19 protein-coding genes are annotated in these 22,801 nt (G+C 72.5%); 8 read left to right on the forward strand and 11 right to left on the reverse strand.

The genetic code is table 11. The annotated features are described in order from the left end of the window. Positions 1-25 precede the first annotated feature (25 nt). Positions 26-691 carry a hypothetical protein gene (locus tag K7C98_RS41845; RefSeq protein WP_224197557.1) on the forward strand — a complete coding sequence of 222 codons (666 nt, stop codon included), beginning with the start codon at positions 26-28 and terminating at the stop codon, positions 689-691. A 195-nt stretch (positions 692-886) separates the two neighbouring features. Continuing rightward, the gene (locus K7C98_RS41850) at positions 887-1,081 is read left to right on the forward strand and encodes a hypothetical protein (protein ID WP_224197558.1); all 195 of its coding nucleotides are present in this window, start codon (positions 887-889) and stop codon (positions 1,079-1,081) included. Positions 1,082-1,205: 124 nt separating this feature from the next. Here the strand turns inward: K7C98_RS41850 and K7C98_RS41855 are convergent, their stop codons facing one another. The 7 genes from K7C98_RS41855 to K7C98_RS41885 form a co-directional block, all read right to left on the reverse strand. Next, entirely contained in the window at positions 1,206-2,087 is an 882-nt protein-coding gene (locus K7C98_RS41855; RefSeq protein WP_224197559.1) for a hypothetical protein, read from the reverse strand. 108 nt (positions 2,088-2,195) lie between these two features. Next, on the reverse strand, positions 2,196-2,375 hold the full coding sequence (locus tag K7C98_RS41860) for a hypothetical protein (RefSeq protein ID WP_224197560.1): 180 nt from the start codon (positions 2,373-2,375) through the stop codon (positions 2,196-2,198). Continuing rightward, positions 2,359-2,589: a hypothetical protein gene (locus tag K7C98_RS41865; RefSeq protein ID WP_224197561.1), complete on the reverse strand. Its 231-nt coding sequence runs from the start codon at positions 2,587-2,589 to the stop codon at positions 2,359-2,361. The genes K7C98_RS41860 and K7C98_RS41865 overlap by 17 nt, the downstream gene beginning before the upstream one ends. Further along, positions 2,586-2,906: a hypothetical protein gene (locus K7C98_RS41870; RefSeq protein WP_224197562.1), complete on the reverse strand. Its 321-nt coding sequence runs from the start codon at positions 2,904-2,906 to the stop codon at positions 2,586-2,588. Before K7C98_RS41870 ends, K7C98_RS41865 begins: the two co-directional genes overlap by 4 nt. A gap of 6 nt (positions 2,907-2,912) precedes the next feature. Continuing rightward, positions 2,913-3,293, reverse strand: a complete 381-nt coding sequence (locus K7C98_RS41875; RefSeq protein WP_224197563.1) for a hypothetical protein — start codon at positions 3,291-3,293, stop codon at positions 2,913-2,915. 27 nt (positions 3,294-3,320) lie between these two features. Beyond that, positions 3,321-4,205 (reverse strand): hypothetical protein, encoded by an 885-nt coding sequence (locus K7C98_RS41880; protein ID WP_224197564.1) that lies wholly within the window; start codon positions 4,203-4,205, stop codon positions 3,321-3,323. A 435-nt stretch (positions 4,206-4,640) separates the two neighbouring features. Next, entirely contained in the window at positions 4,641-5,765 is a 1,125-nt protein-coding gene (locus K7C98_RS41885) for an NADPH:quinone oxidoreductase family protein (protein ID WP_224197565.1), read from the reverse strand. A 105-nt stretch (positions 5,766-5,870) separates the two neighbouring features. Here K7C98_RS41885 and K7C98_RS41890 point away from each other — a divergent pair, with 105 nt between their 5' ends. The 4 genes from K7C98_RS41890 (at position 5,871) to K7C98_RS41905 (ending at position 10,399) form a co-directional block, all read left to right on the forward strand. After that, complete coding sequence (locus K7C98_RS41890; protein ID WP_224197566.1) at positions 5,871-6,275, forward strand: hypothetical protein; 405 nt, start codon at positions 5,871-5,873, stop codon at positions 6,273-6,275. Between the two features lie 95 nt (positions 6,276-6,370). Next, positions 6,371-6,589 (forward strand): hypothetical protein, encoded by a 219-nt coding sequence (locus K7C98_RS41895; protein WP_224197567.1) that lies wholly within the window; start codon positions 6,371-6,373, stop codon positions 6,587-6,589. Positions 6,590-6,705: 116 nt separating this feature from the next. Continuing rightward, positions 6,706-9,804 (forward strand): FG-GAP-like repeat-containing protein, encoded by a 3,099-nt coding sequence (locus K7C98_RS41900; RefSeq protein WP_224197568.1) that lies wholly within the window; start codon positions 6,706-6,708, stop codon positions 9,802-9,804. A gap of 88 nt (positions 9,805-9,892) precedes the next feature. Next, complete coding sequence (locus tag K7C98_RS41905; RefSeq protein ID WP_224197569.1) at positions 9,893-10,399, forward strand: DUF2505 domain-containing protein; 507 nt, start codon at positions 9,893-9,895, stop codon at positions 10,397-10,399. A 255-nt stretch (positions 10,400-10,654) separates the two neighbouring features. Here K7C98_RS41905 and K7C98_RS41910 read toward each other — a convergent pair whose 3' ends face one another. Next, a complete protein-coding gene (locus K7C98_RS41910; protein WP_263430315.1) occupies positions 10,655-13,324 on the reverse strand; it encodes an FG-GAP repeat domain-containing protein in 2,670 nt (889 codons plus the stop codon). Between the two features lie 418 nt (positions 13,325-13,742). On the opposite strand from K7C98_RS41910, the gene K7C98_RS41915 reads away from it, so the two are divergent. Beyond that, positions 13,743-14,624: a hypothetical protein gene (locus K7C98_RS41915; protein ID WP_224197570.1), complete on the forward strand. Its 882-nt coding sequence runs from the start codon at positions 13,743-13,745 to the stop codon at positions 14,622-14,624. A 28-nt stretch (positions 14,625-14,652) separates the two neighbouring features. On the opposite strand, the gene K7C98_RS41920 is transcribed toward K7C98_RS41915, so the two are convergent. Genes K7C98_RS41920 through K7C98_RS41930 form a run of 3 tightly spaced genes read right to left on the reverse strand, consistent with a single transcriptional unit; the run spans position 14,653 to position 21,289 of the window. Then, positions 14,653-17,871 carry a serine/threonine-protein kinase gene (locus K7C98_RS41920; protein WP_224197571.1) on the reverse strand — a complete coding sequence of 1,073 codons (3,219 nt, stop codon included), beginning with the start codon at positions 17,869-17,871 and terminating at the stop codon, positions 14,653-14,655. Next, positions 17,868-19,247: a sigma 54-interacting transcriptional regulator gene (locus K7C98_RS41925; protein ID WP_224197572.1), complete on the reverse strand. Its 1,380-nt coding sequence runs from the start codon at positions 19,245-19,247 to the stop codon at positions 17,868-17,870. Before K7C98_RS41925 ends, K7C98_RS41920 begins: the two co-directional genes overlap by 4 nt. Before the next feature lie 56 nt (positions 19,248-19,303). Further along, positions 19,304-21,289, reverse strand: a complete 1,986-nt coding sequence (locus tag K7C98_RS41930) for a potassium/proton antiporter (RefSeq protein WP_224197573.1) — start codon at positions 21,287-21,289, stop codon at positions 19,304-19,306. Between the two features lie 567 nt (positions 21,290-21,856). Between K7C98_RS41930 and K7C98_RS41935 the strand changes: the two genes are divergently transcribed. Then, a complete protein-coding gene (locus K7C98_RS41935; RefSeq protein ID WP_224197574.1) occupies positions 21,857-22,732 on the forward strand; it encodes a universal stress protein in 876 nt (291 codons plus the stop codon). Positions 22,733-22,801: the final 69 nt, after the last annotated feature.

Here is a 22,801-nt window from a genome sequence, read left to right on the forward strand (position 1 = left end):
GGCGGTCGGACATTCACGGGTCACCATGCACACTACGCTTCGCAACATTGTCCCCGCCCTCGCGCTCGCGCTCGCCGCCTGTCAGCTCTCGACCAAGAACCTCGGTGACCCGAACGTGGACTCGGCCTCGGACACGGACGGCGCGACCGGGAGCGCGAGCGCGACCGAGGGACAGACCTCGGCCGGGACGCCATCGACGGACGGTCCGCTGACCCAGGGGCAGACGACGACCGCGGCCGACACGGACCCACCGAGCACGACGAGCACCTCGGAGATCTCGGCGACGGTGACCGGGCCCGGGACGACGGAGGAGTTCGTGACGGAGGGCTCGACGACGGGCGAAGCGGGGCTCTCGACGTCGACCGGGCTGCTGTCGTCGACCGGCGGCCCCGAGGCGTGCGAGGCGGCCCCGCTGCAGGCGCCGGGCGTCGACAAATCGTGCCAGAGCGACGACGATTGCGCGGTCGTGTTCCACCAGACCGATTGCTGCGGCACGGTCGCCGCGTTCGCGGTCAACCTCGCCTCGGTCGAGGCATACAACGAGGCCGAGGCCCCGTGCATGTTCGAGCCGTTCTGCGACTGCGCGCCGGAGGCGACGGAGGCGGAGGACGGCGACGCGACCGCCGACAACGCCTCGATCGTCGCGGTCTGCCTCGACAACCAGTGCCGCAGCGAGGTCCCGGGCCCGTAATCAATCGCGGGGGGCGTCGCCGGCGCTTGCGAGATCGAGCACAATGCGGGTCCGATCGCCGTGCCCGTCGCGTGTATACGCATCCGGCGCATTTGCGCGGTGGCCCGTCACGGTTATGCTCGACGGCGAGAAAGGGCATTCATGCAACATCGTCCTCGAATTCGAATCCTCGCATCCCTGCTCGGGATCGCCATGATGACGGCGACCGCCGCCAGCGCACAGGCTGCGGCGGGCGAGAAGGGCACCGACAAGACCGCGACGCCCGACACCAGCCCCACGCCGCCCGCGCCGGATCCGGAGCCCAAGCCCGATCCGAAGCCGAAGCCGAAGAAGCCGCCGCCGACCCCGGAGCCCACGCCGCCGCCGCCGCCGACCCCGCCGTCGCCGTGAGGCCCGCGCGCTGAACGATTCCCATCCACTCCAACCATCACTCTGCGATACGACAGGCGAATCACCGGTGTGGGGTCCTCGGACCCCCGCCGGTGATTCGCCTGTCTCGACTTTCGGTCTCGCGTCAATCGACGCGCGGGTAGGTGCGACGGGCGACGCGCAGGCGCTCGCCTCGACGCACGCTGACCAGCGCGCCGCCGACGGCCGCGCCGAGGCCGAGCAGCATCGCCAGCGACAGGCCGAGCAGCGCCTTGCCGGTGCCCTCGGCGGCCTCGAGCGCCTTCGTCTTGGCGGTGTGGCCGAGCTCGGTGACGCGATTGTCGTAGGCTCCGACGATCCGGTCGGCGATCTCGGCGGACTCGGCCGGGGTCAGCGCGGTGTTCTCGGCCAGGGCGTCGACGACGGACTGGCGATCGAGGCGACCCTGGCGGACCGAGGTTTGCAGGGCCTTCTTGGCCGAGGCGACCAGCTGGTCGGTGGTGACGGGCGGCTTGCCCTCGGATTGGAGGCGGCGATTGACCGGGGCGAGGAGATCGTCGGTCGACAGGCCCAGCGATTCGAAGCCCATCTCGCCGATTTCGCCGGTCGCGCCGGCGCTGACGGCCGCGGCCGCGCCCCCGGCGGTGGCCGAGGCGACGCTGCTGCCGGCCGCGACCGCGCCGCTGAGGACCGCGGTGAGCGCCATCCACAACAGCGTGATCGAGGCGACGGTGGCGAGCGCCCACACGACGGCGCCGTGAATGGCGCCACCGGCCTTGTCGAGCGGACCGGCGAGCTTGCCGGCCGCGAGCCCGCCGACGAACAGGGCGAGGAGCGGGGCGATCATCGTCCACACCCCCGCGCCGATGCCGACGCTGCGCAGCGAGCCCGGGTGGTGCGGCTGGATCGACGCCAGGCCGATGCCCATGCCGAGCAGGTGGAGGAGGAGCCACGCGCCCACGGCGATCAGGGTGCCCGCGAAGATCGAGCCCCAACAGACGCCGGTGCGCGCGGGGGGGGTGGGCATCGGACCCACGGCTGTGTCGGAATCGTCCTGTGTCATGCGCATTGGCATGCCACCGGTCGGCGACGATCGCACGCGCAAATGTGCACAGCGCCCGCGGCGCGCGACGATTCACGGCGAGCGCAGCAATATCACCACCACGAGCGCGACCAGGGCGACGAGGATCATCGCGGCGGAGATCCGCAGCGGCCGGCGATACGCCGACCGCGGCCGGCGGCGCCACCAGCGATAGAACCACGGGTCGTCCACGCGGGGCGCCAGCGGGTCGTGCGGATCAGGGGATGCGGACACGGGCATGGGGTGCTCCGGCGATGATGGGTGGGGGGTCCTCGAAGGGCGGCTGGTCCGGCGGGGGGTCGATCCGCGGCGGCTCCGTGGGCGGCGGCTGGATCTCCGGCGGGCTCGGCGGGGTCGGGTCCTCGCGCGGCGGCGGGCTCGGCTCGTCGCGCCGCGGCGGGGTGGGCTGCTCGTCCGGTCGGGTCGGGTCGCCCGGCCCGGGGCTCATAGACCGAACGTGCATTGCAACCCCGCTCCGATGGTGCAGGCCGGGAATTCACCGCACGAGTTGCTGGCGCACGAGTCGAGGTCGTCGAGCGTGCTGCGCTGCTCGTCGGCCATGCAGTCGCCGATCCGGCTCTTGCAATCGTCGACGCACTCGTCGGTCGAGACGTCCTCGTCGCACTCGCGGGCCTTGTCGCAGTACGACTTGCAGCTGGCGCCGATCTCGAGGTTGGTGGCGCCGCTGTCGTCGTCGCCGCAGGCGGCCATGCCGGCGCCGAGGATGAAGGCGAAGGCGAGGGCGAATCGATGGCGATTGTTCATCATGTCCTATCTTACTCCTGATAGGGGTATAGGCGGACCTGGCGGGCGTGCAAGCGACGATCGCAGGCCGCTGTACCACTCGGCGTAGTGCGTATCGGCGACTTTGCGGCGCCCGAGGTCGGGCGCGCCGTCGGTCCACCACACCGGCCCGCGCTCGCCGAGAGCGACCTTGGCCGCGTGCACGCGGGCGCGGGCGCTGTGCAGCGCGTCGGCGTCATTGGCCGCGCGGGCCGCCTTCATGTCGCGCCGCGCGGCCATCAACGCCCGCACCAGCTCGGCGCGGGTCGCCGCGGACAAATACGGGTTCGCCGCGCGCCACAGCCGCCCGCGGACGACGATGTAGCGTCCGTCGGGGGTGTGCAGCGGCGGCGAATCAGGCGAGGGCATGGTCGCTCCGGCGCCCGCGAGCGCGGCTCAGTTGCGGCGCTGGTCGTCCGGTTGGACCTCGCGGACCGTGACGGCCTCGATGTAGACGACCTTGCCGAGGTCGTCGGCCATGTCCTTGGGCAGCTCCCACGTCTCGAGCGCGTTGGCCGGGATCTCGCGCATGGTGCCCGACACGGTGACCACGTCGCCGACGGCGACGTCCTTCGGCATCATCGTCGGCAGCACGAACACCTTGGCTGCGGCCGTCGGACCGACCCAGAAGCCCTTGCCCGCGACCGCCTGCACCGTCTCGCGGCCGAGGTCGACCTCCTTGCCGGTGAGCTGCTTGGGGTCGTTGACGGCGACGATCTCGTCGACCGTGTCGACCTCGCCCTGCGGCTCGGCGGCGGCGGTCTTCTCGTCCGCCTGCTGCGGCGGGCCGACCTTGCGCACCGTGTTGGCGATCAGCACCGGCCGCTCCTTGAGCTTGATCTCGATCTCGGGCGAGAGGTCCCAGCCGAGGTCGCGCTCGACGTCGGCGACGACGAAGCGACGCACGGTGCCGTCGACGATCAGCTCGTCGTCCTCCTTCAGCGCGCCGCCGGAGGCCGCGTCCATCGGCTTCTTCATCAGGACGGTGATGTCGTCGTCGAAGGCCCAGCCGGTGCCCTCGAGCTTGAACGCGCGGTCGCTGTAGACCTCGTCGACCTCGCCGGTCACGCGCACGTGCTTGTCGAAGTACCACTGCGGGTGCTCCTTGACCGTGTCGACGCTGGTCGACGGCGGCGCGGGCGTGGGCGCCCGCTCGCCCTGCTGCACAGGGGCGCGCTCGGCCACCCGCTCGCGCTCGTTGGTGCAGGCTCCGGTGGCGCTCGCGGCGAGCAGCGCCGCACCCGCGATGGCCCACGCGTGGGCATGATTGGTTCGTCGCATGAGTCAGTGTCTCCCTGTTCTCGGGTGATGCGTTCTCGAGTCTGGTGCCGCCCGGCGGTTCGCCAGGGCGGCGGCGCTGAGGGCATGCACCGCATTGCGAGAAGTGCAAGGCTCGTCGGTCACATTTGCCTGGATGAGATCGGAGCACGGTCGCGCGCTCGCGAGCCGGCGCCAGGACGACGGCCTCGAGCGCCGCCTGGCGGCCCGGGCGCTTCATCCGCGGTCGCGCCGGAACCAGCGAGCCGAGCCGCCGACGGGCACGACCGTGAGACCCCCATTCACACTGGTGAATGCCCTGACCGTAACACCGCGACCCTACCGCGCAAGTCGCGGAATCGACGAGGTATGCCACGAGTGCGACGTGTGCCGTCATTCACGGCCGAGGCCGCTGCTGCGTCGATTCCGCCGCGCTCGCCGGGAGCGGGTCCTGCGCGGTCAGGGCCGCAGCACGCAGCCGCCGACGATCTCGCCGCGCCACTTGGCGAGCATCGCCTCCTTGAAGGCGGGCAGCGGGAACACCCGCGAGACGAGGGGACGGATCCGGCCCTCCTCGACCCACTGGAAGATCGCGGCGAGGCGCGGCCGGCGGAGCGACGGATCGTGCAATGTCGAGAGGACGGTCGGGCAGCCGCGCACGGTGAGACCCTTCATCATGATGAGATTGGTCGGCAACGTGTTGGCGTTGGGGGCGCCGCGCAGGCCCTTGCCGCGGGCGACCGCGGGCGTGGCGGCCCAGCCGACGATCAAGAAGCGGGCGCCGAACTTCACGCAGCGCAGGCTCTCGAGCGAGATGTCGCCGCCGACCCCGTCGTGGACGACGTCGACGCCGAGGCCGCCCGTCAGCTCCTTGACCTCGTCGCGGAATCGTCGCACCCCGGACCCGCCGTCGGGGTCCTTGCAATTGATCACGTGATCGGCGCCCTGGACCTTCACGGCGGCGAGCTTGGCGTCGGAGCGGCCGGTGGCGATGACGGTGGCGCCGAGCAGCTTGGCGAGGTGGACGGCGGCGAGGCCGGTGGAGCCGGAGGCGCCGTGGATCAGCACGGTCTCGCCGGCCTGCAGCCCGCCGCAGGTGACGAGGCAGTGATAGGCGGTCTCGTAATTGCCGAGCAGGTTGCAGCCCTGGTCGAAGTCGAGGCCGGCGGGCAGGCGGCGCACGGCCTCGGCCGGCGCGACGGCGTGGTCGGCGAAGCCGCCCCAGCGCTGATAGGCGCCGAGCGAGCGCGGCCCGGTCAAGAGGCCGTCGACCAGCACGGCGTCGCCGACCCGCAGCTGCTCGGGCGCGACGTCGGCGCCGAGCCACACGACCTCGCCGGCGTACTCGAGGCCCGGCGTGTACGGCACCGGCGGGACGTGCTGGTACTGCCCGCTCGTCATCAGCAGGTCGACCCAGCCGACGGCGGCGCTGCGAACGGCGACGATCACGTCGCGCGGGCCGAGCGTGGCCGGGTCGGGCGGCTCGGCTGGCTCGAGGGACAGGTGCTCGATCGCCTGCGCCGGATCTTCGGCGAGCTCGCGGACGACGACGCGGTGACCTGGACGCAGGTGTGGTTCGGTCATGAGGCGGCGGGGCAGGGTACCGCCGCCCTGGCGCCGGCTCAACGCGAAGCGAGCGGGCGCCGCGGCTTGACGCCGGGCGGCGCCGGCGGCGATAGTGAGGCGCGAATGAGGCGCGCGCTCGTCGTCGTCTGTCTGCTGCTGCCGGCCTGCAGCGGGGGGCCCGAGACCTTCTGGCGCGGGCTGCAGCGCGGGCTGTGCAAGTTCAACCGCCAGTGCACCGACCGCGAGCGAGAGGCGGTCGGCGACTGCGAGCGGTCGTACTACGAGCGGGTCCAGACGCCCGAGGGCTTCGCCGACAACTGCGAGGACTACGACGCGGACGTGGGGCGCGACTGCCTCCGCTACATCCGCGAGTCCCGGCGAGCGTGCCGCGACCTCGATGCCCGCCCGCAGGCGTGCGCGGGGATCTGCGGGCCGGACACGGGGATCCAGTTCTTCCAGGCCGGCGCCGGCGAGGAGGCGGCCGAGGCCGCGGCGACGGCGTGGACGCCGGGGCTGGTCGCCGAGTGACCTGTTCGAATGGACATGTCTTGGCGGACAGTCCATGCTCGGTCGGCGGGCGCGGACGGCTTCCGGGCGACCAGGCGGGGTGTTAGGGTGACGACATGCGGGTCATGGCGGGCGCGATCCTCCGCTTCGACAGCGTCACCGAGATGATCGAGTACTGCCGCGCGCGCTACCGGACCGACGAGGTCCGGTCCGGCAGGCAGGACGGCGAATTCGTGCTGTTCGTCCGCCCCGCCGAGGGCCCGGCGTTCGAGAGCCTGATCGTCCATTTCGAGGGCGAGCGGACGTACGCGGTGATGCTGCCGGTCGACGAGTGAGTTCGAGCGTGGCGCGCGCAGGCGACCGGCCGCGGGCGGACGTGTAGACTCGGGCAGGCATGCGGCCGCATGGCGGTTCACCCGGCCCCGGCAGGGCGCGGCGACTGGTCACGCTCGTGGCCCTGGCGGTCGCGGCGACGGTCGCGGCGTGCGGCGACGAGGAGGGTCGCTGCGGCCCGCTGACGCGGCTGTGCGCCCACGACGGCCGCTGGCAGCGGATCGCGCCGAGGGTCGACGGCGCGGTGGCGGTCGACCTCGACGGCGACGGCGAGGACGAGTACGTCGTGCTCGATCGCACCGGCGAGCTGTTGAGCGTGGGCTCGGGCCCCAACGGCTCGCGCTCGACGGTGTTTCTGACCGGCCAGGAGCCGGTGGCGATCGCGGCGCTGCCGGGCGCGGTCGCGGTCGCGCTGGGCCGCCCGCCGGTGCTGGCGATCTTCGCGGCGGACGAGTCGGGGCAGCTGACGCGACGACGGGACATCGCGTTGCCCGACGACGCGACGGCGCTGGCCGCCAGCGACCTCGCCGGCGACGGCGCGCCGGAGCTGGTGGCGGCGGTCCCGGAAGCGGAGGCGATCGTGGTGATCGACCCCGAGACGGCGACGATCCACGAGCACCCGGTCGGGCGGTTTCTGCTGCAATTCGCGGTCGGCGACGTCGACGGCGACGGTCACCCCGACGTCGTCGCCCTCGACACGGTGGCCGGGTTGCTGGTGCTGCGGGGCACGGGTGATGGCGGCCTGCGCGAGGCGGTGAGCAATCCCGGCTCGAAGCGGCCGGCGAACGTGGGCATCGCCCTCGCCGATCACGACGGCGACGGCGACCTCGACGCGTTCACGCGCGCGGGCCCCGATCGCGTGCTGGTGCACCGCAACAACGGCGGCGGCGAATTCTCGACCCCGATCGAGCTGCTGCTCGATTCGTGGGGCGAAGGCTTCGGCCTGGCCGTCGGTCCGGTCGCGGACAACGGCCTCGTCGGGGTGAGCGTGCCGTCGCCCGAGGGGATGGCGACGTGGTTCGGCAAGGGCTCGGTGTGGCTCGGGCGCATCGACGTCGCGCTGGGGGACGCGAGCTCGTGGATCGGCGCGGGCAGCGAGGGCGAGATGCTGGTCGGCGGGATCGGCTACCTCGCCCGCTGGGCGTACCGAACCGCGGGGACGGCGATCGAGGTGTGGCGCTCCGGAGAGCTCGCGGGCAGCCTCGGCACCAAGGTGACGACCGGCCACCTCGACGGCGATCACCTGCTCGACGTCGCGGTGGTGAGCGACGACAGATTGACGCTGCTGCGCGGTCGCGCCGACCGCGGGTTCGAGCCGCTCGCGTCGCTCGAGCTCCCGTCCAAGTTTCGTCCGTGGGCCCTCGCGATCGCTGACGTGACGGGCGACGGTCGCGGGGACGTCCTGGTGTCCGAGGGGCCGACGGTGTGGCTGGCGCAGGCGACCGAGGACGGACAGTACGTGCTGCATCCGCGGTACGTGACGAAGCGGTCCCCGGTGGAGCTGGTGCCGGTGCGCACGGGGCCGGACGGTCGGGCGGTCATGCTGACGAGCCCCATGACCTCGGCGGTGTATTCCCCCGATTCCGGGAGCTCGGTGCTGCGCTTCGACGAGGCCGGCGCGCTGATCGAGGAGATCGATCTCGTGGGCGAGGACGACGTGTTCGGCGCCGCCGCGGTCGACTTCGACGAGGACGGGGTCGAAGAGCTGCTCCTGTACCGCCAGGACGCGACGAGCTCATACCTCGTGCACATGTCTCCCGAGGGCGACACGTACGTCGTCGACGGCACGTACGACCTCGTCGCGCTGACGGACGCGACGGTGACGTTCGGGCCGCTCGCCTTCGCCGTCGGCGATGTCGACGGCGACGGGCAGGTCGAGGTGGTCGTGGCGGGCAGTCTGGAGACCGTGGTCGTGTCGGGTCTGGCCGACGGCGCGCCGGTGGCGACGATCGGGCCCGGCATCGAATCGCCGCGACATCTTCGCGACTTCGACGGCGACGGCGTCCTCGACGCCGTGACGGCGCTCGGCTCGGGAGGGCTGTTCTGGTACCACCACGGCCGCGGCGACGGCACCTTCGACCCCGAGCCGATCGCCGTCCAGTTCGACGACGGCGTGGCGATCGCCCTCGCCGCGGTGCCCGACGCCCAGTTCGACCTCGTCCACGTGTCGCGCTCGGAGATCGCCGCGCACCTCATGCGCTCGGTCGCGCGGCCCGTGAGCCCCGGCGGGTCGGTGTTTCACGGGCCGGTGGACGAGCTGGTGCTCGCCGACGTCGATCAGGACGGCAGCGACGACGTCGTGACCGCCTCGCACGGGCTCGCGGGCGGCGTCGGGGTGTGGTGGGGCGGCGAGGAGGAGCCGCTCACGCGCATGAGTGTTTGGGTGCCGGGGCGCTCGAACCGCGGGCTGGCGGTCGCCGATCTCGACGCCGACGGCGACCTCGAGGCGCTCGTCGTCGACGCGACGGGCGAGATCGACGCCTATCCGTTTGCGCAGCGCCGGGCCGGCGAACCGATCCGGATCGCGGAGACCGGGACGACGGTGCAGAGCCTCGCGGTCGCGGACGTCGACGGCGACGGGCTGCCGGACCTCGTCGGTCTTCTCGAATTCTCGGACGACATGAGGGTCATGGCGGTCGCCCGCGGGGTCGCGCCGCTGCAGTTCGCCGAATTCGAGACGGCGGTCGAGTTCGCGTTCAACGCCCACTCCACGCTCGAGCTCGGCGATGTCGGCGGCGACGGCGACCTCGACGTCCTGATCCGGAGCGACGATGGCAGCGCGAGCGCGCTCGTCCGCGCCGACGCGCCGGGCGAGTGGGCCGCGAAGGTCGAGGTGCTGCCGGGGATCGCGGCGATGTTCAGTCCGCCCGCCGCCGACAAACGCGTCGAGGTGGTGACACACGACGGGACCTCGATTTACCGCCACCCCGAGGGCGGCGCCGAGCCCCGCACGCTGCTGCTGGAGGGCGAAACCCGCGTGGGCTGGTTGTTGCTGGGCGTCGCCGACGTCGACGGCAATGGCCAGTACGATCTCGTGGTCGGCGACGACAAGGGCACCCACGTGTGGCTGCGCCGCGACGACGAGCTCGCGCGGGTCACCCTGTGCGACCTGCCGCTGTGGGGCGGCGTGGCGTTCCCCGACGTCGACGGCGACGGTCGCCGCGATCTGGTCGGCTTGAACCACAACAACTTGTTCGTCCGCAGGACGCGGCCGTAGCCGCGCGGGCGCGCGACTCGACGCTTCCCGGCCGGCCGGCGCGCTGGTACAGTTTGGCGCGCAGCAGCAGCAGCAAAGGGATCACGTCATGGCCAAGTTCACGCTCACCCACGAGATCAATTGCGACGCGGACACCTTCTGGCGGATCTTCCTCGACCAGGAATACAACAAGAAGCTGTACCTCGAGGGGCTGGGGTTCTCCGGCTACGAGATCCTCGACCAGCGCGAGACCGACACGACGGTGACGCGCAAGGTCAAGGGCACGCCGAAGATGAACCTGCCCGGGCCGCTCGCCAAGCTCGTCGGGTCCAACTTCAGCTACATCGAAGACGGCAAGATGGAGCGCGCCGACAAGATCTGGACGTGGAAGGTCACCCCCAGCTCGATGGCCGACAAGGTCCGCAACGAGGGCTCGCTCCGGATCGAGCCGATCGGTGACAACAAGGTGCGACGGATCGCCGACCTCGTCGTCGAGGCCAAGGTGTTCGGCGTCGGCGGGATGATCGAAAGCACGCTCGAGAAGCAGCTCCGCGAGGGCTGGGAGGCCAGCGTGCCGTTCATGCACAAATGGCTGGCCGCTCACGGTGCCGCTTGAAATGTAAGTGATGACACGGGGTTGGCGGCGCGTTCGTCACGGCCGCCTCGCGTCGCCGCGGGCTGTGTCAGATCTGTGCCACTCTCGGTGGCCAGGCTCGTCCGAGACGAGGACCTCGAGCTTGCGCCGGACGCCGCAGCCGAGGACACGGTGACGAACACGCGGTCGTCCCGATGCAATGAGTGCCCGCCACGAAGCGTCCGCGGATGGGCCCGCCGCCGAAGCTGCCGCGCGAGGCGGTGTGTCGTTCGAGGATCAGCGGCAATTGCTGCGCAGCAGGTAGGTGCCCTCGTAGGAGGTGACGACGAAGTCGGGGCGGCCGTCGCCGTCGAGCTCGCCGACGGCGGCGCCTTGCGCGGAGCCGATGCGATAGGCGCGGGTGGGGGCGAAGGTGCCGTCGCCTTGATTGAGCACGGTCGAGACGCCGCGGCCGGCGAAGAAGAAGTCGAGGTCGCTGTCGCCGTCGAGGTCGAGCGGGAGGACGCGCTCGTAGCTGGCGGTGACGTGGGTGATGTGCTGCTCGGGGGCGGCGTAGGCGGCGCCGCCGAGGCCGCGCAGGACGGTGAACTCGGCGATCAGGAGGTCGGGCACGAAGAAGTCGAGGACGCCGTCGCCGTCGAGGTCGAGCGGGTAGACGATGTCGGCGTTGGACTCGGTGATCGTGTACTTGCCGGTCGGCTGGAGCTGGCCGTCGCCGAGGCCGCGGAAGACCTCCGTCTCGTACTCCGCGACGACGACGAGGTCGAGGTGACCGTCGGCGTCGAGGTCGGCGACGCGGGCCGAGCGGAAGTAATCGGTGGTGTGGACAATGTGCGGGGTGAACTGGCCGCCGCCGTCGTTGCGGAAGAGGCGGACGTGGTCGGGCTGAAAATCGGGAGACTCGACGATCAGCAGGTCGATCCGGCCGTCCTCGTCGAAGTCCCCGACCTCGATCGACTGCGGGTTGCCGAGCGAGGGCAGCGCGCCGGCGAGCGTGAATGCGACGCCCGGCTCGCCGTGCATCAGCGCGATCGTGCCGCTCCGGATCAGGACGCCGTCGCGGCGGCCGTCGTTGTCGTAGTCGAACAGGTCGAGCTGCGAGGCGTTGCCGCCGGACGGCGAATTCACGCGCTCGAAGTCGCCGCCGCCGAGGTTGTGCAGGACGCCGATGCCGTCGTGGCCGGTGAAGACGAATTCGTCGAGGCCGTCGCCGTCGAGGTCGACGAGCTGCGGGTCGGTGCCGTTGGAGAGCAGGGGGTGCACGCCGGCGAGGGCGAAGCTGCCGTCGCCCGCGCCGACGAGGATCCGCGCGGCGTTCCAGCCGTTGATGAGGATGTCGGCGACGCCGTCGCCGCTGAGGTCGGCGATGAACGGCTCCTTGCCGACGGCGCCGTCGATCCGCGGGGGCACGGCGCCGAACGAGGTGTCCGCGTTCTGCAGGAGGACGCTGAACGAGTCGGCGGCGAGGTTGGAGACGAGGAGGTCGGGGCGGCCGTCGACATCGGCGTCGGCGACGGCGATGGCGATCGAACGCGAGCCGCCGAGGAAATGGCCGTGGGGGACGAAGGTGCCGTCGCCGAGGTTGCGCAGGGTGTAGATGTCGCCCTCGGGATCGGTGGAGGCGATGTCGAGGTGACCGTCGGCGTCGAGGTCGGCGACGGTGATGTTGTGCCAGTCGCCGCCGAGGTCGACCACGTACTCGACCTCGGCGGCGAAGTCGCCGCCGCCGGCGCCGCGGTGGATGCCGACGCTCAGCGGATCGCCGTGGCCGACGGCGAGGTCGAGGTTGCCGTCCTGATCGAAGTCGGCGAGCGCGAGGGAGGTCGGACGGTCGCCGACCGGGGTGGCCTTGGGCGCTGCAAAATTGCCGTCGCCGTCGTTGGGCAGGGCGATCACGAGGTCGCTCATGTAGGCGGTGACGAGCAGGTCGAGGTCGCCGTCGCCGTCGATGTCGCCGGTGACGAAGGGGCGCAGCGGGTGATCCTCGCTCTGGCTGTTCTCGACGGCGCCGGGGCCGTAGGTGCCGCCGCCGAGGTTGAGCTGGATCAGCACCTCGCCCTCCTCGTGGAGGGTGGCGAGGTCGATCTCGCCGTCGCCGTCGAAGTCGGCGGCGAGCACGGAGGTCGGCCTGGGGAGGGTGGGATAGGTCGTGTCGGTGAAGGTGCCGTCGCCGTCGTTCGCGAGGACGTGCAGCTGCTCGTTGAGGCCGTCGGCGGAGACGATGTCGGGATCGCCGTCACCGTCGAAGTCGGCGACCACGACCGACCAACTGCCCCTCGAGTGGCCCCAGTCGTAACCGGTCGGGTAATGGCCGCTCATGGCGTAGGTGCCGTCGCCCAGGCCGCGCAGGACGCCGACGCCCCAGGTCTGCGATTCGACCCCGTTCGGGTCGAGGTAGGCGGCGATGTCGTCGATGCCGTCGCCGTCGAAGTCGGCCATGGCGAAGGCGTTGGGCTGACCGACGGCCGGCGAGTCGGGCAGGGCGTCGTTCAGGAAACAGGCGAGCTCGGGTGGCTCGACGAGCGGCGGGGGGTCCTCACCGCCGGAGTCGGTGGTGTCGGTGGTGGAAGTGGCGTCGGTGGTGGAAGTGGCGTCGGTGGTGTCGCCGGTCGAGGAGGTGGAATCGGTGGTGTCGCCGGTCGAGGTGGAATCGGTGGTGCCGTCGTTCGTCGTCGGATCGGTGGTCGGATCGCCGGAGGAGGTCGACAGGACGCCCTCGGTAGGATCGGTGGTCGAGGTGCCGACGGGCGGTTCGGTCGAGGTCGGCTGGACGGCGGTGGTGCCTGGCGACTCGCCGGAGGACTCGGTCGTGCCGGGATCGTCGCCGGTGGCGTCCGTCCCCGCGGTGTTGTCGGGACAGCCGGTCAGGCCGAGGGTCGTGACGAGGGCGCAGCCGACGGCGCGCAGGCGAGGAAGAGAATGGTGAAGGCCGATCGAGGTATTCATGGAAATATCACCGGTTCGCAAGAAACCCTGGACGTTGCAGCGGGCGTGCCAGCGCGTCCGCGCCGCGCCGTGCGGTCGTGATGCGGTCGCTGTCACTTTCGCATGACACCGCGGTGTCACGCGCTCCGGACACCGTCGCGCCGGCATGACACGGGCGGGTCGCTGACACGCGGACGCGACGGTGTCACGGGCGCATGACATCGGCGCGGTCGGCCCGAAAGCAGCCGTAGCGCCGGGTTCGCGGCTGTTCGCGCGCTCGCGATCGTCGCGGCGCCGGGACAGCGGCGAGACACGGGCGCCCCGGACGCGCCGGGCACGGGGTCGGCACGCGAGTTGCTAGTCAGGCTCTCGCACGCGCCGCGTCCGTGGCTGCGCGGCCCGATCTTCCACGACGACAGAGACGATCATGAACCATTCGATGTTGACATTCATTCACCGACACGGCCGCGCGCTCCTCTTCACGGGCGCCGCGTTCGCGGGTTGCGGCGACGCAGGCGGCCTGACGACGGACGGTCCGGCGCCGACGGACGCGTCGACGACGGGCACCCCGGCGCTCACCGCCGGGACGGGCGAGGCACCGACGAGCGGCACGGGGATGGCGTCGCCCGACGCCGGCCTCGACGAGGAGCAGTGCGACCCGTGGGCGCAGGACTGCCCGGAGGGGTACAAGTGCATGGCGTACGCGGACGAGGGCTCGCCCGTGTTCACCGGGAACCGCTGCACGCCGGTGGCGAAGGACCCGGGCAAGATCGGCGATCCGTGTCGCGTCGACGTCGGGTGGTGGACGGGCGTCGACGACTGCGATGACGGCCTGGCCTGCTGGAACATCCATCAGGAGACGAACACGGGCGAGTGCGTGTCGATGTGCACGGGCACCCCGGACTCCTACGATTGCCCGGGCGACCGCGACGCCTGCGTGTTCTGGGTGCCCGGCATCGCCCACGTGTGCCTGCCGACCTGCGATCCGCTGCTGCAGGACTGCCAGGCCGCCGATCGCCTGTGCCTGCCGGAGTGGGGCAGCGACGCCGAATATTGGGTCTGCAAGCCCGATTACAGCTTCGAGGAGGGCCAGGAGTTCGACGTCTGCGAATACGGCGCCGTGTGCGACCCGGGCCTCGTGTGCTCGTGGCCGTCGGACGCGGTCGAGTGCGATCAGACCGCGGAGGGCTGCTGCCTGGCGATCTGCGACCTCACCGATCCGGTGTGTCACGGCGAGGGCGCCGTGTGCGAGCCGTTCTACGGGCCGGGCGAGGCCCCGCCGGCGTACGAGAACGTCGGGGTCTGCGGATTGCCGGGCTGAGCGGCTCGCGGGCTGTGCTCCGCAGGGCTCACGGGGAGGCGCCCGCGAGCCGGCGCGCCTCCGCCAAGCGCTCGCCGAGGGTGCGAGCGCGGTGCGGATGGCCGTCGATCGCGGCGGCGAGCGCCGCGGCGGCGCGCCGCGCCCCGTCCTCGCGGGCGGCAGGGTCGGAGGCCGTGGTGGCGAGCAGCAGCCACAGCTCGCCGCGGACCGCGTGCGCCCGGTCGAGTCGTGGGTGCAGGGCGAGCGCGGTGTCGGCGTGGCGGAGCCCCGCGGCGATGTCGGCGGCCGGGTCCTCGCTCCGGCTGGCTCGCAGCGCGGCGCGGGCGTGCAGCAGCTCGGCCACCAGCGCGTAGAGGCGTGGCTCGGCGCGCGGCTCGGCGAGCGGCTCGGTGAGCGCGAGCAACCCGGCGTCGAGCCGCGCGCCGTCGGGTCGGCCGTGCTGCCTGCTCCACGCGAACGCGAGCTGCTCCGCCTCGGCGAGCTGGACGCGGTTCCCCAGGTCCCATGGCGCCTCGGCGATCTGGCGCGCCAGGACCTCGCGCAGGGTAGCGAGCGCGGCGGAAGGGTCCTCTCCGCGGGCCAGCCCGACGCGGGCCTGGAGGGTCGCCAGCATCGCCAGCACCGTGTCGGGGAACACCTGCCCCTCCGGAGTCATGGCCCGCGCGCTCGCCTCGGCGCGGGCGAGCGCCGGACCGGCGTCCTCGCCGGCGTCGAGGGCGTAGAGGCCGGCGGCGTGCTCGAACCACACGCGCCAGTACGGGGCCCAGGCCCAGGTCGGGTCCTGGCGCTTCATCTCGTCGAGGAGCGCGTACATCCGCGCGATCTCGGCGGCGGGCGAGAGGCCGGCGCGGACGAGGTGATCGACGACGTAGTAGCCGATCCGCAGCCGCAAGGACCGCGGGCCCTCGGCGTCGGGCTCGATCGTGCGGGCGCGGTCGCACAGCGCCGCGGCGCGGGCGAAGTCCTCGGTCGGGTCGCCGCCGTGCAGCGACGCGTGGCGGCCGTGCTCGGCGAGCACGAAGGCGAGCTCCTTGATCGCCCAGTAGAAGTCGGGGTCGAGCTGGAGCGCGGCCTCGTAGGCGACGATCGCCCGCGCCAGCGCCTCGCTCTGGTCGCGGCCGATCATGTCCTCGTAGTAGGCCCGCGCGCGGTAGGCCGCGGCGACCACGTACTGCGTCATCGCCTCGCCCGGGCTCATGTGCAGGGCGGCCTCGGCGGTCGTGATCGCGTCGCGCAAGGCCGCCTTCGCGTCCTCCTGGTTCTGCATGCCGCTGGCGATCCAGAAGGCGAAGCAGCCGTGAAGGAAGGCCAGCTTGGTGTGCGCCTCGGGGCTGCGCGGGCCGGCGGCGATCGCCCGCTCGCAGGCGGCCCGCGCCCGGTCGAAGCTCGGGCGCATCGACTCGCCGCGCTTGGCGCTGGCGTTCATGATCTGCGCCCACAGCTCGCACTCGGCGAGGTGGACCGAGGGGTCGGAGCGGCCGTGCTCGGCGGCGATGGCGTAGGCCGCGGCGGCCGGATCGAAGTAGCTCCGCATCTTGTCGAAGTCGAACACGGCGTCGTGGCGGTGGCGGCTGCCGAGGGCGTAGAGCACGTCGCCCTCGAGCTTCTTGGCCTCGTACAGCCAGGGCGCCGCCGCGAACGCGGCCCGGGCCCGCGCGAGCGCCTCCTCGTGGCGCTCCTCGGCGAGCGCGAGCAGGCCCTCGACGTACGGCGGGGCCTCGATGACGCCGGCGAGCGCGGCGCGCAGGTGGAGGACCGCCGGGGCCTTGAACTCGGCCGCGAGCGCGGCGCTCCGCGCCTCGCGCTGCGCCGGGTCGCGGATCCGTCGCGTCTCCTCGAGGCCGCGGCGGTACAGCTCGGAGAGGGCGACGCCGGCGGCGTAGTCGAGCCCCGGGGCGCGGTAGCCGGCCTGCTCGGCCGCTCGCAGGTGGTGCAGCGCGGCGCGCGGCTCCTGCAGCCCGAGCAGGCCGCGGCCGAGCGCGTAGTGGCCCGGGCCGCGCCCCGGCTCGCCCGCCGCGGCCATCCGCGTTTCGACGTCCCGCAGGCGCGCGCGCACGACGTCGCGCTCGCGCTCGACGTCGTGCAGCGGCATGCCGTGGGCGCCGCGGAGGAACAGCTCCATCTCCTTGACGGTCTCGCCGAGCTCGCGCGCCAGGGTCGCCTGCTCGGCGGCGGCGCGGCGGCTGCGGACGAACATGCCGCCGACGACCAGCGCGGCGACCACCAGCGCGGCGACGCCGGCGACCGCGGCGCGATGGCGTCGGGCCCGTCGGACGAGGCGGCGCACGAGCGACGCGCGGCGCGCGAGCACCGGGTCGCCGTCGAGGAAGCGCTGCAGGTCCTCGCCGAGCGCGCGCGCGGACTCGTAGCGGGCGCCGGGCTCCTTCTCGAGGCAGCGCGCCACGACGGCCTCGAGGTCGGCCGGGACGTCGCGCACCAGGTCGCACAGCGGCGGCGGCTCGGCGGTGAGCACCTGCGCCAGCACGCGCATCACCCCGTCGCCGACGAACGGCGGGCGGCCGGCGAGCAACGCGTAGAGGGTCGCGCCGAGGCCGTAGACGTCGGTGCGCCGGTCGAGCGCGCGCGCCTGCCCGGCGGCCTGCTCGGGGGCCATGAACGCGGGGGTGCCGAGCGGCGCGCCGGTCAGCGTCGGCCCGCTCTCGCCGACCTCGCGGGCGATGCCGAAGTCCATCAAGTACGGGTGCCAGGCCCCGTCCTCGCCCCGCTCGAGCATGATGTTGCTCGGCTTGACGTCGCGGTGCACGAGCCCGAGGCGGTGGGCCTCGTGCAGCGCGGCGGCGATCGCCCGCAGCACGCGGACCTTCTCCTCGGACGTCAGGTCGCCGCGGGCCTCCTGCAGCGAGGGGCCGTCGATGTGGCGCATGACGATGAACGGCACGCCCTCGGCGACGCCGGCCTCGTAGACCTCGCAGACGTGCTCGTGGCGCAGTCGGGCCTGGGAGCGGGCCTCTCGCAGGAAGCGGCCGTCGACCTGCGCGCCGGCCGAGACGAGCTTGATCGCCACGCGCCGGCCGAGCCTCCGGTCCCAGGCGCGGTAGACGACGCCCATGCCGCCCTGCCCGAGACGGTGGAACTCGGCGAAGCGGGCGTGCAGCGACGGCGGGATCGCGGTCGCGCTGTCGCCCTCGAGATCGGCGGTGTCGGCCGGCCCGGGGGCGCCGGTGAGCGTCGCTGCGTCGCGACCCCGCGCGGGCGCTTCGGACTCGTCGGTGTCGGATCGCGTCATCGGGCGCGCAGGTTGTGTCGGAGCAGCAGGCGGTGGACGAGCTGGCGCGACACGCCCATCGCCTCGGCCGCGTGCGAGATGTTGCCGTCGTGCTGGCGCAGCTTCTCGGCGACGTAGGCCCGCTCGAGCTCTGCGATCACGACGTCGCGCGCCTCGGGCAGCGGCAGCTCGAGCAGCCGGCGCAGGCGCGCGTCGGCGAGGCTCGCGGGGCCCTCGGGCGGATCGGAGGCCGGGCTCGCGGGCTCCGGCGACGCGGCGGCGCCGACGACCTCGTGGAGCAGCTCGGGGAACAGCACGAGCCGCGCGACGGTGTTGCGGAGCTCGCGGACGTTGCCCGGCCAGTCGTAGGTCGCCAGCAGGGCGAGCGCGCCGGGCGGCAGGTCGGCGAGCGTGCGCGGCGGATCTCTGCCGGCGAGGAAGCGCTCGACGAGCGGCGGGATGTCGTCCTTGCGCTCGCGCAGCGCCGGTACGTGGAGCTCGAGGACGGACAATCGATAGTAGAGATCGGCGCGGAACGACCCCTCGAGGACCCGCGCGCGCAGGTTGCGGTGGGTGGCGGCGACGACGCGGGCGTCGAAGGGCAGCCACTCGTTGGCGCCGAGGCGGCGGACCTGCCGGCTCTCGAGCGCGCGCAGGAGCTTCGGCTGGAGGTCGAGCGGGAGCTCGCCGATCTCGTCGATGAACAGGGTCCCGCCGCTCGCCTGCTCGAGCAGCCCCGGGCGGGCCCCCGCGGCCCCCGTGAACGCCCCCCTGGTGTGGCCGAACAGCTCGCTCTCGACGAGGTTCGCAGCGACGGCGCCGCAGTCGACGACGACGAACGGGCCGCTCTGGCGCCGGCTCCGGGCGTGGATCGCCCGCGCGAGCACCTCCTTGCCGGTGCCGGACTCGCCGAGCAGCAGCAAGGTCTCGTCGGTCGGCGCGGCGCGCTCGAGGCGGGCGAACAGGGCCCGCATCGTCAGGCTGCGGCCGACCGCCTCGCCGAACGCGCTCTCTTGTGACAGCGGCAGGACCGCGGCCGGGCCCGCGGCGCCGACGACGAGCTCGCACCCGCCGACCGCCGCGGCGACGCCGGGGGGCAGGAAGGCCTCGACGACCCGGACGTCGCGCACGAGCGTGCCGTTCTTGCTGCCGAGGTCGCGCAGCAGCACGCCGCGCTCGGTCAGGCGCAGCTCGCAGTGCCGCCGCGAGGCCCGCGGATCGGCGACGACGAGGTCGCAGTCGGCCCCGGCTCCGACGACCAGCGGCCGCAGGTCGAGCGGCGCGGTGAGGGTGCGCCGGTCCGGCAGCGTGACCGTCACCGCGAGGGCAGGCAGCCGGAGCGAACGCCCGTGATCGAAGCTCGTCAGCGTGCAGTCCGCCGCGAGGTCGTCGCTCATGCGGGCCATGGTACCGGAACCGGCGTCGGTTCGACCTCCGATCTTTACGCGCCGCGCTAGCTTCGCGCCTCCGGTCGAGTCGGCCCCGCTTCGTTCGCCTCCGCCCTGAATGCGTCGAGGCCCAGCCGGGCCATCGCGCGGGCGAGCTCGTCCTCGCCGTTCACGCAGTGCGTGCGTGGGAACCGGCTCAGCGTCGCCCGCTGCTCCGCGAATTGAACGCGCGCGACCACCTCGATGGTCGGATTGACGCGGTGGGCGTGCTCGATCGCCGCCTCCGCGGCCAGCGGGTTGGTCGTCGTCACCAGCAGCACGCGCGCGCGGGCGATGCCGGCGTAGTTGAGGACCTCGGACGATTCGCCGTCGCCCGCGAGGGCCAGGGCGCCGTCGCGGCGCAGCAGCTCGACGATGTGCCAGTCCTGCTCGATGACGATGATGGGGAGGCCCTCGCGGCGCAGCAGACCTGCGAGCGTCGCCCCGACGCGACCGTGGCCGAGCAGCACCACGTGCTCGCGGAGCTGCCGGATCGCCTCCTCGTCGGCGGCGGGGACCATGTCCGGCTTCTCCAGCAGCTCTGGCTCGACCCCCGGCTCGGGCTCCTCGAATCGTCGCAGCATCGCCGTGCGCACGGCCGCCTCGTCCTCCGGCCGCGCCAGCACGGTGACCTGGTCCCAGCCGAGCAGGCGCGTGTTGCCGGTGGGTCCGATGACCTCGTTGCCGCGCGCGATCAGGGTGATCAGGGCCGACTGCGGGAGGATGAGTTCGCGGATCCGCGGGCCGGTGCGGCCCTTGGGGCCCGGCAGGTCGACCACGATCAGGTCGAGCTCGCTGTGCGCCATGGTGACGAGCTCGAGGCCGTAGCGCGGCGGCGGTCGTTTGATCTCCGACAGGCCGAGCTTGCGCGCCAGCAGCCCGAGGGTCGAGCCCTGGATCGACACCGACAGCAGCACGGCGAAGAAGACGAGGTTGAAGATCTCCCGGCCGACGGCGAGCCCCGACGCCAGGGGGTAGGTGGCGAGGACGATCGGGACCGCGCCGCGCAGCCCGGCCCAGCTCATGAAGAGGCGCTCGCGCGCGCCGAGGCGCATGCCGAGCGTGCCGAGCCACACCGCGGCCGGGCGCGCCACGAAGGTGAGGACCAGGAACAGCACGATCCCGCGCAGCCACAGCTCCGCCCATTGGCTGGGGAATACGAGCACCCCCATCAGCACGAACACGCCGATGTTGGCGATCATCGCCAGGGCCGCGGCGAAGTTGCTCACGCCCTGGCGGTAGACGAAGCGCGTGTTGCCCATCACGAGGCCGGCGGTGAAGGACGCCAGCATGCCGCTGGCCTGGACGAGCTCGGTGAAGCCGTAGCTGAACATCACGACGCCGACGAGCAGCACGTAGTAGTAGCCGCGATCCTGCGGGTTCAGGCGGTTGAACACCGCGACCGCGCCGCGGGCGATCAGCCAGCCGATCACCGGGCCGGCGAGGAACTTCCACAGGAACAGCAGCACGGTGAGCCACCCGTGGGTCGCGCCGGACGCGTACGCCTCGACCACGATCAAGGTCGTCAGGATCGCCATCGGGTCGTTGGCCGCGCTCTCGATCTCGATCGTCGAGCCCAGGCGGCTCGGCAGCGCCTGGCGGCGCAGGATCGAGAACGTCGCGGCCGCGTCGGTCGAGGAGATGATGACCGCCAGCAGCAGCGACTGTTCGATCGACCAGCCGAGCCCGAGGTGGAGGCAGACGAAGGTGCCCGCGGCGGTCAGCAGGACGCCCCAGGTCGCGAGCCCGAGGGCGGGCAGCGCCACGGCCTGCAGGTCCGCGCGCTTGGTCGCGAAGCCGCCCTGGAACAGGATGAACACGAGCGCCAGGTTCGCGACTTGGTTGGTCAGTTCGACGTCGTCGAAGTGCCAGACGTTGAGCACGTCGCTGCCGAACAGGATGCCCAGCCCCAGGGCCACGAGGATGACCGGCACGCTCCACCGGTCGAGCCACACTGCGGCCAGCACCACCCCGATCAGCAGCAGCGGGACGACGATGTAGACAGTCTCCATGTCGGCCAGAAGATACCTCGTTTGCGCCGCGAGGCCCCTGCCGGGCCGGTTCACCTGCACCTTACGTCACCGGACGAGACGAGCCTGTGAGCTCGGCGGCGGGGCGCGGGGAGCCGGCAACTCGGCGCGTCACCGTGTCGCACGTGCCACGGCGAGATCTTGGCGGCGATCGACCCGCGACGGCGGCGCGGAGCCCATGGCGTGCGCCGTCGCCGAGCCCGCCGGCTGTTGCTCGCGTTCGGCGCCCGGGCCCGCAGGAGGCGGCCCGCGTGCCGGCGCCGTCGATCGACTCGCGCGCCGCGGGCTCGTCGCCCCGCGGCCTTGCTCGTGGTCGCACAGTAATAATTAAACATGTCCAAAGGGTCATATGATGATTGATCGGCGTGGCGGCGCGATGATGTGGGCAGGGCGAATCGCTTCACGATGGCAGGCGAGCGCGCGGGCGCCGGGCCCGAGTCGTCGCTGTCCGGGGCCCTCGGCCGGGCTGCCGCGGCGTCACGGCCGCTGCATTCGTACGAGTCCGTGCGCGCGGTCGGCTTGACGAGTCTGCTTGACGAGTTCGTCTCCGTGCAGGACCCTGTCGACATGGCGCCGCAGACGATCTTGCTGGCCACGGACCTGAGCTGCCGCAGCGATCGAGCGCTCGACCGGGCGACGATCCTGGCGACCGAGTGGGGCGCGCGGCTGGTCGTCGTCCACGCGCTGCAGGAGCCGAGCGGGCGTGAGGACCTGCCGTCGTGGCGGCGCCGAGCCGACCCGCGGCAGCTCGCGTGGCAGCGGGTGCAGCAGGACCTGCGCGACGCGGACAAGCTCGACGTGCAGATCGTGGTCGAGCGCGAGGAGCCCGCCGCGCTGGTGCTCGCCACCGCTGAGCGCTTCGGCTGCGAGCTCCTCGTGACCGGCGCCGCCCGCGAGGAGACGCTCGGGCGCATCCTCCTCGGCACGACGGTCGAGCAACTCCTCAACAAGTCGGCCGCGCCGGTGCTGGTGGTCAAGCGACGGCCCCGCGGACCGTACCGCGACGTGGTGGTGGCGACGGACTTCTCCGAGGGGTCGCGTCGAGCGCTGGAGGTCGCGCTGGAGCTGCTGCCCGCGGCCCAGATCAGCCTGTTCCACGCGTTCGACGTGCCGCTCCGCGGGCTGATGAACGACCCCGCGGCTGCCAGCGAGGCGTGGTCGAACGAGGCGGCCACGGCGTCCCAGGCGTTCCTCGCGGCCACCCCGAAGGTCGCCGCGTCGCGCCGGTTCATCGCCACGCAGTGCGAGAGCGGGCCGGTGACGTCGCTGCTGGCCGAGCTGCTCGAGACGCGAGACATCGACCTGGTGGCGATGGGCACGGAGGGCCGCGGCTACCTCGCCGGCCGACTGCTCGGCAGCGTGGCGCTGACTCTGCTCAACACCCTCCCGGTCGACATGCTGGTGGCGCGCCGCCCGCGGGCCTGACGGCGGCCCCGACACGTATTCGAGTGTGTCGCCGAACGCCGGCCGCCGGGCCACTGCACGCACCACGAC

Origin of the sequence: Nannocystis pusilla, assembly GCF_020073745.1 — a bacterium.
Lineage (GTDB): Bacteria > Myxococcota_A > Polyangia > Nannocystales > Nannocystaceae > Nannocystis > Nannocystis radixulma.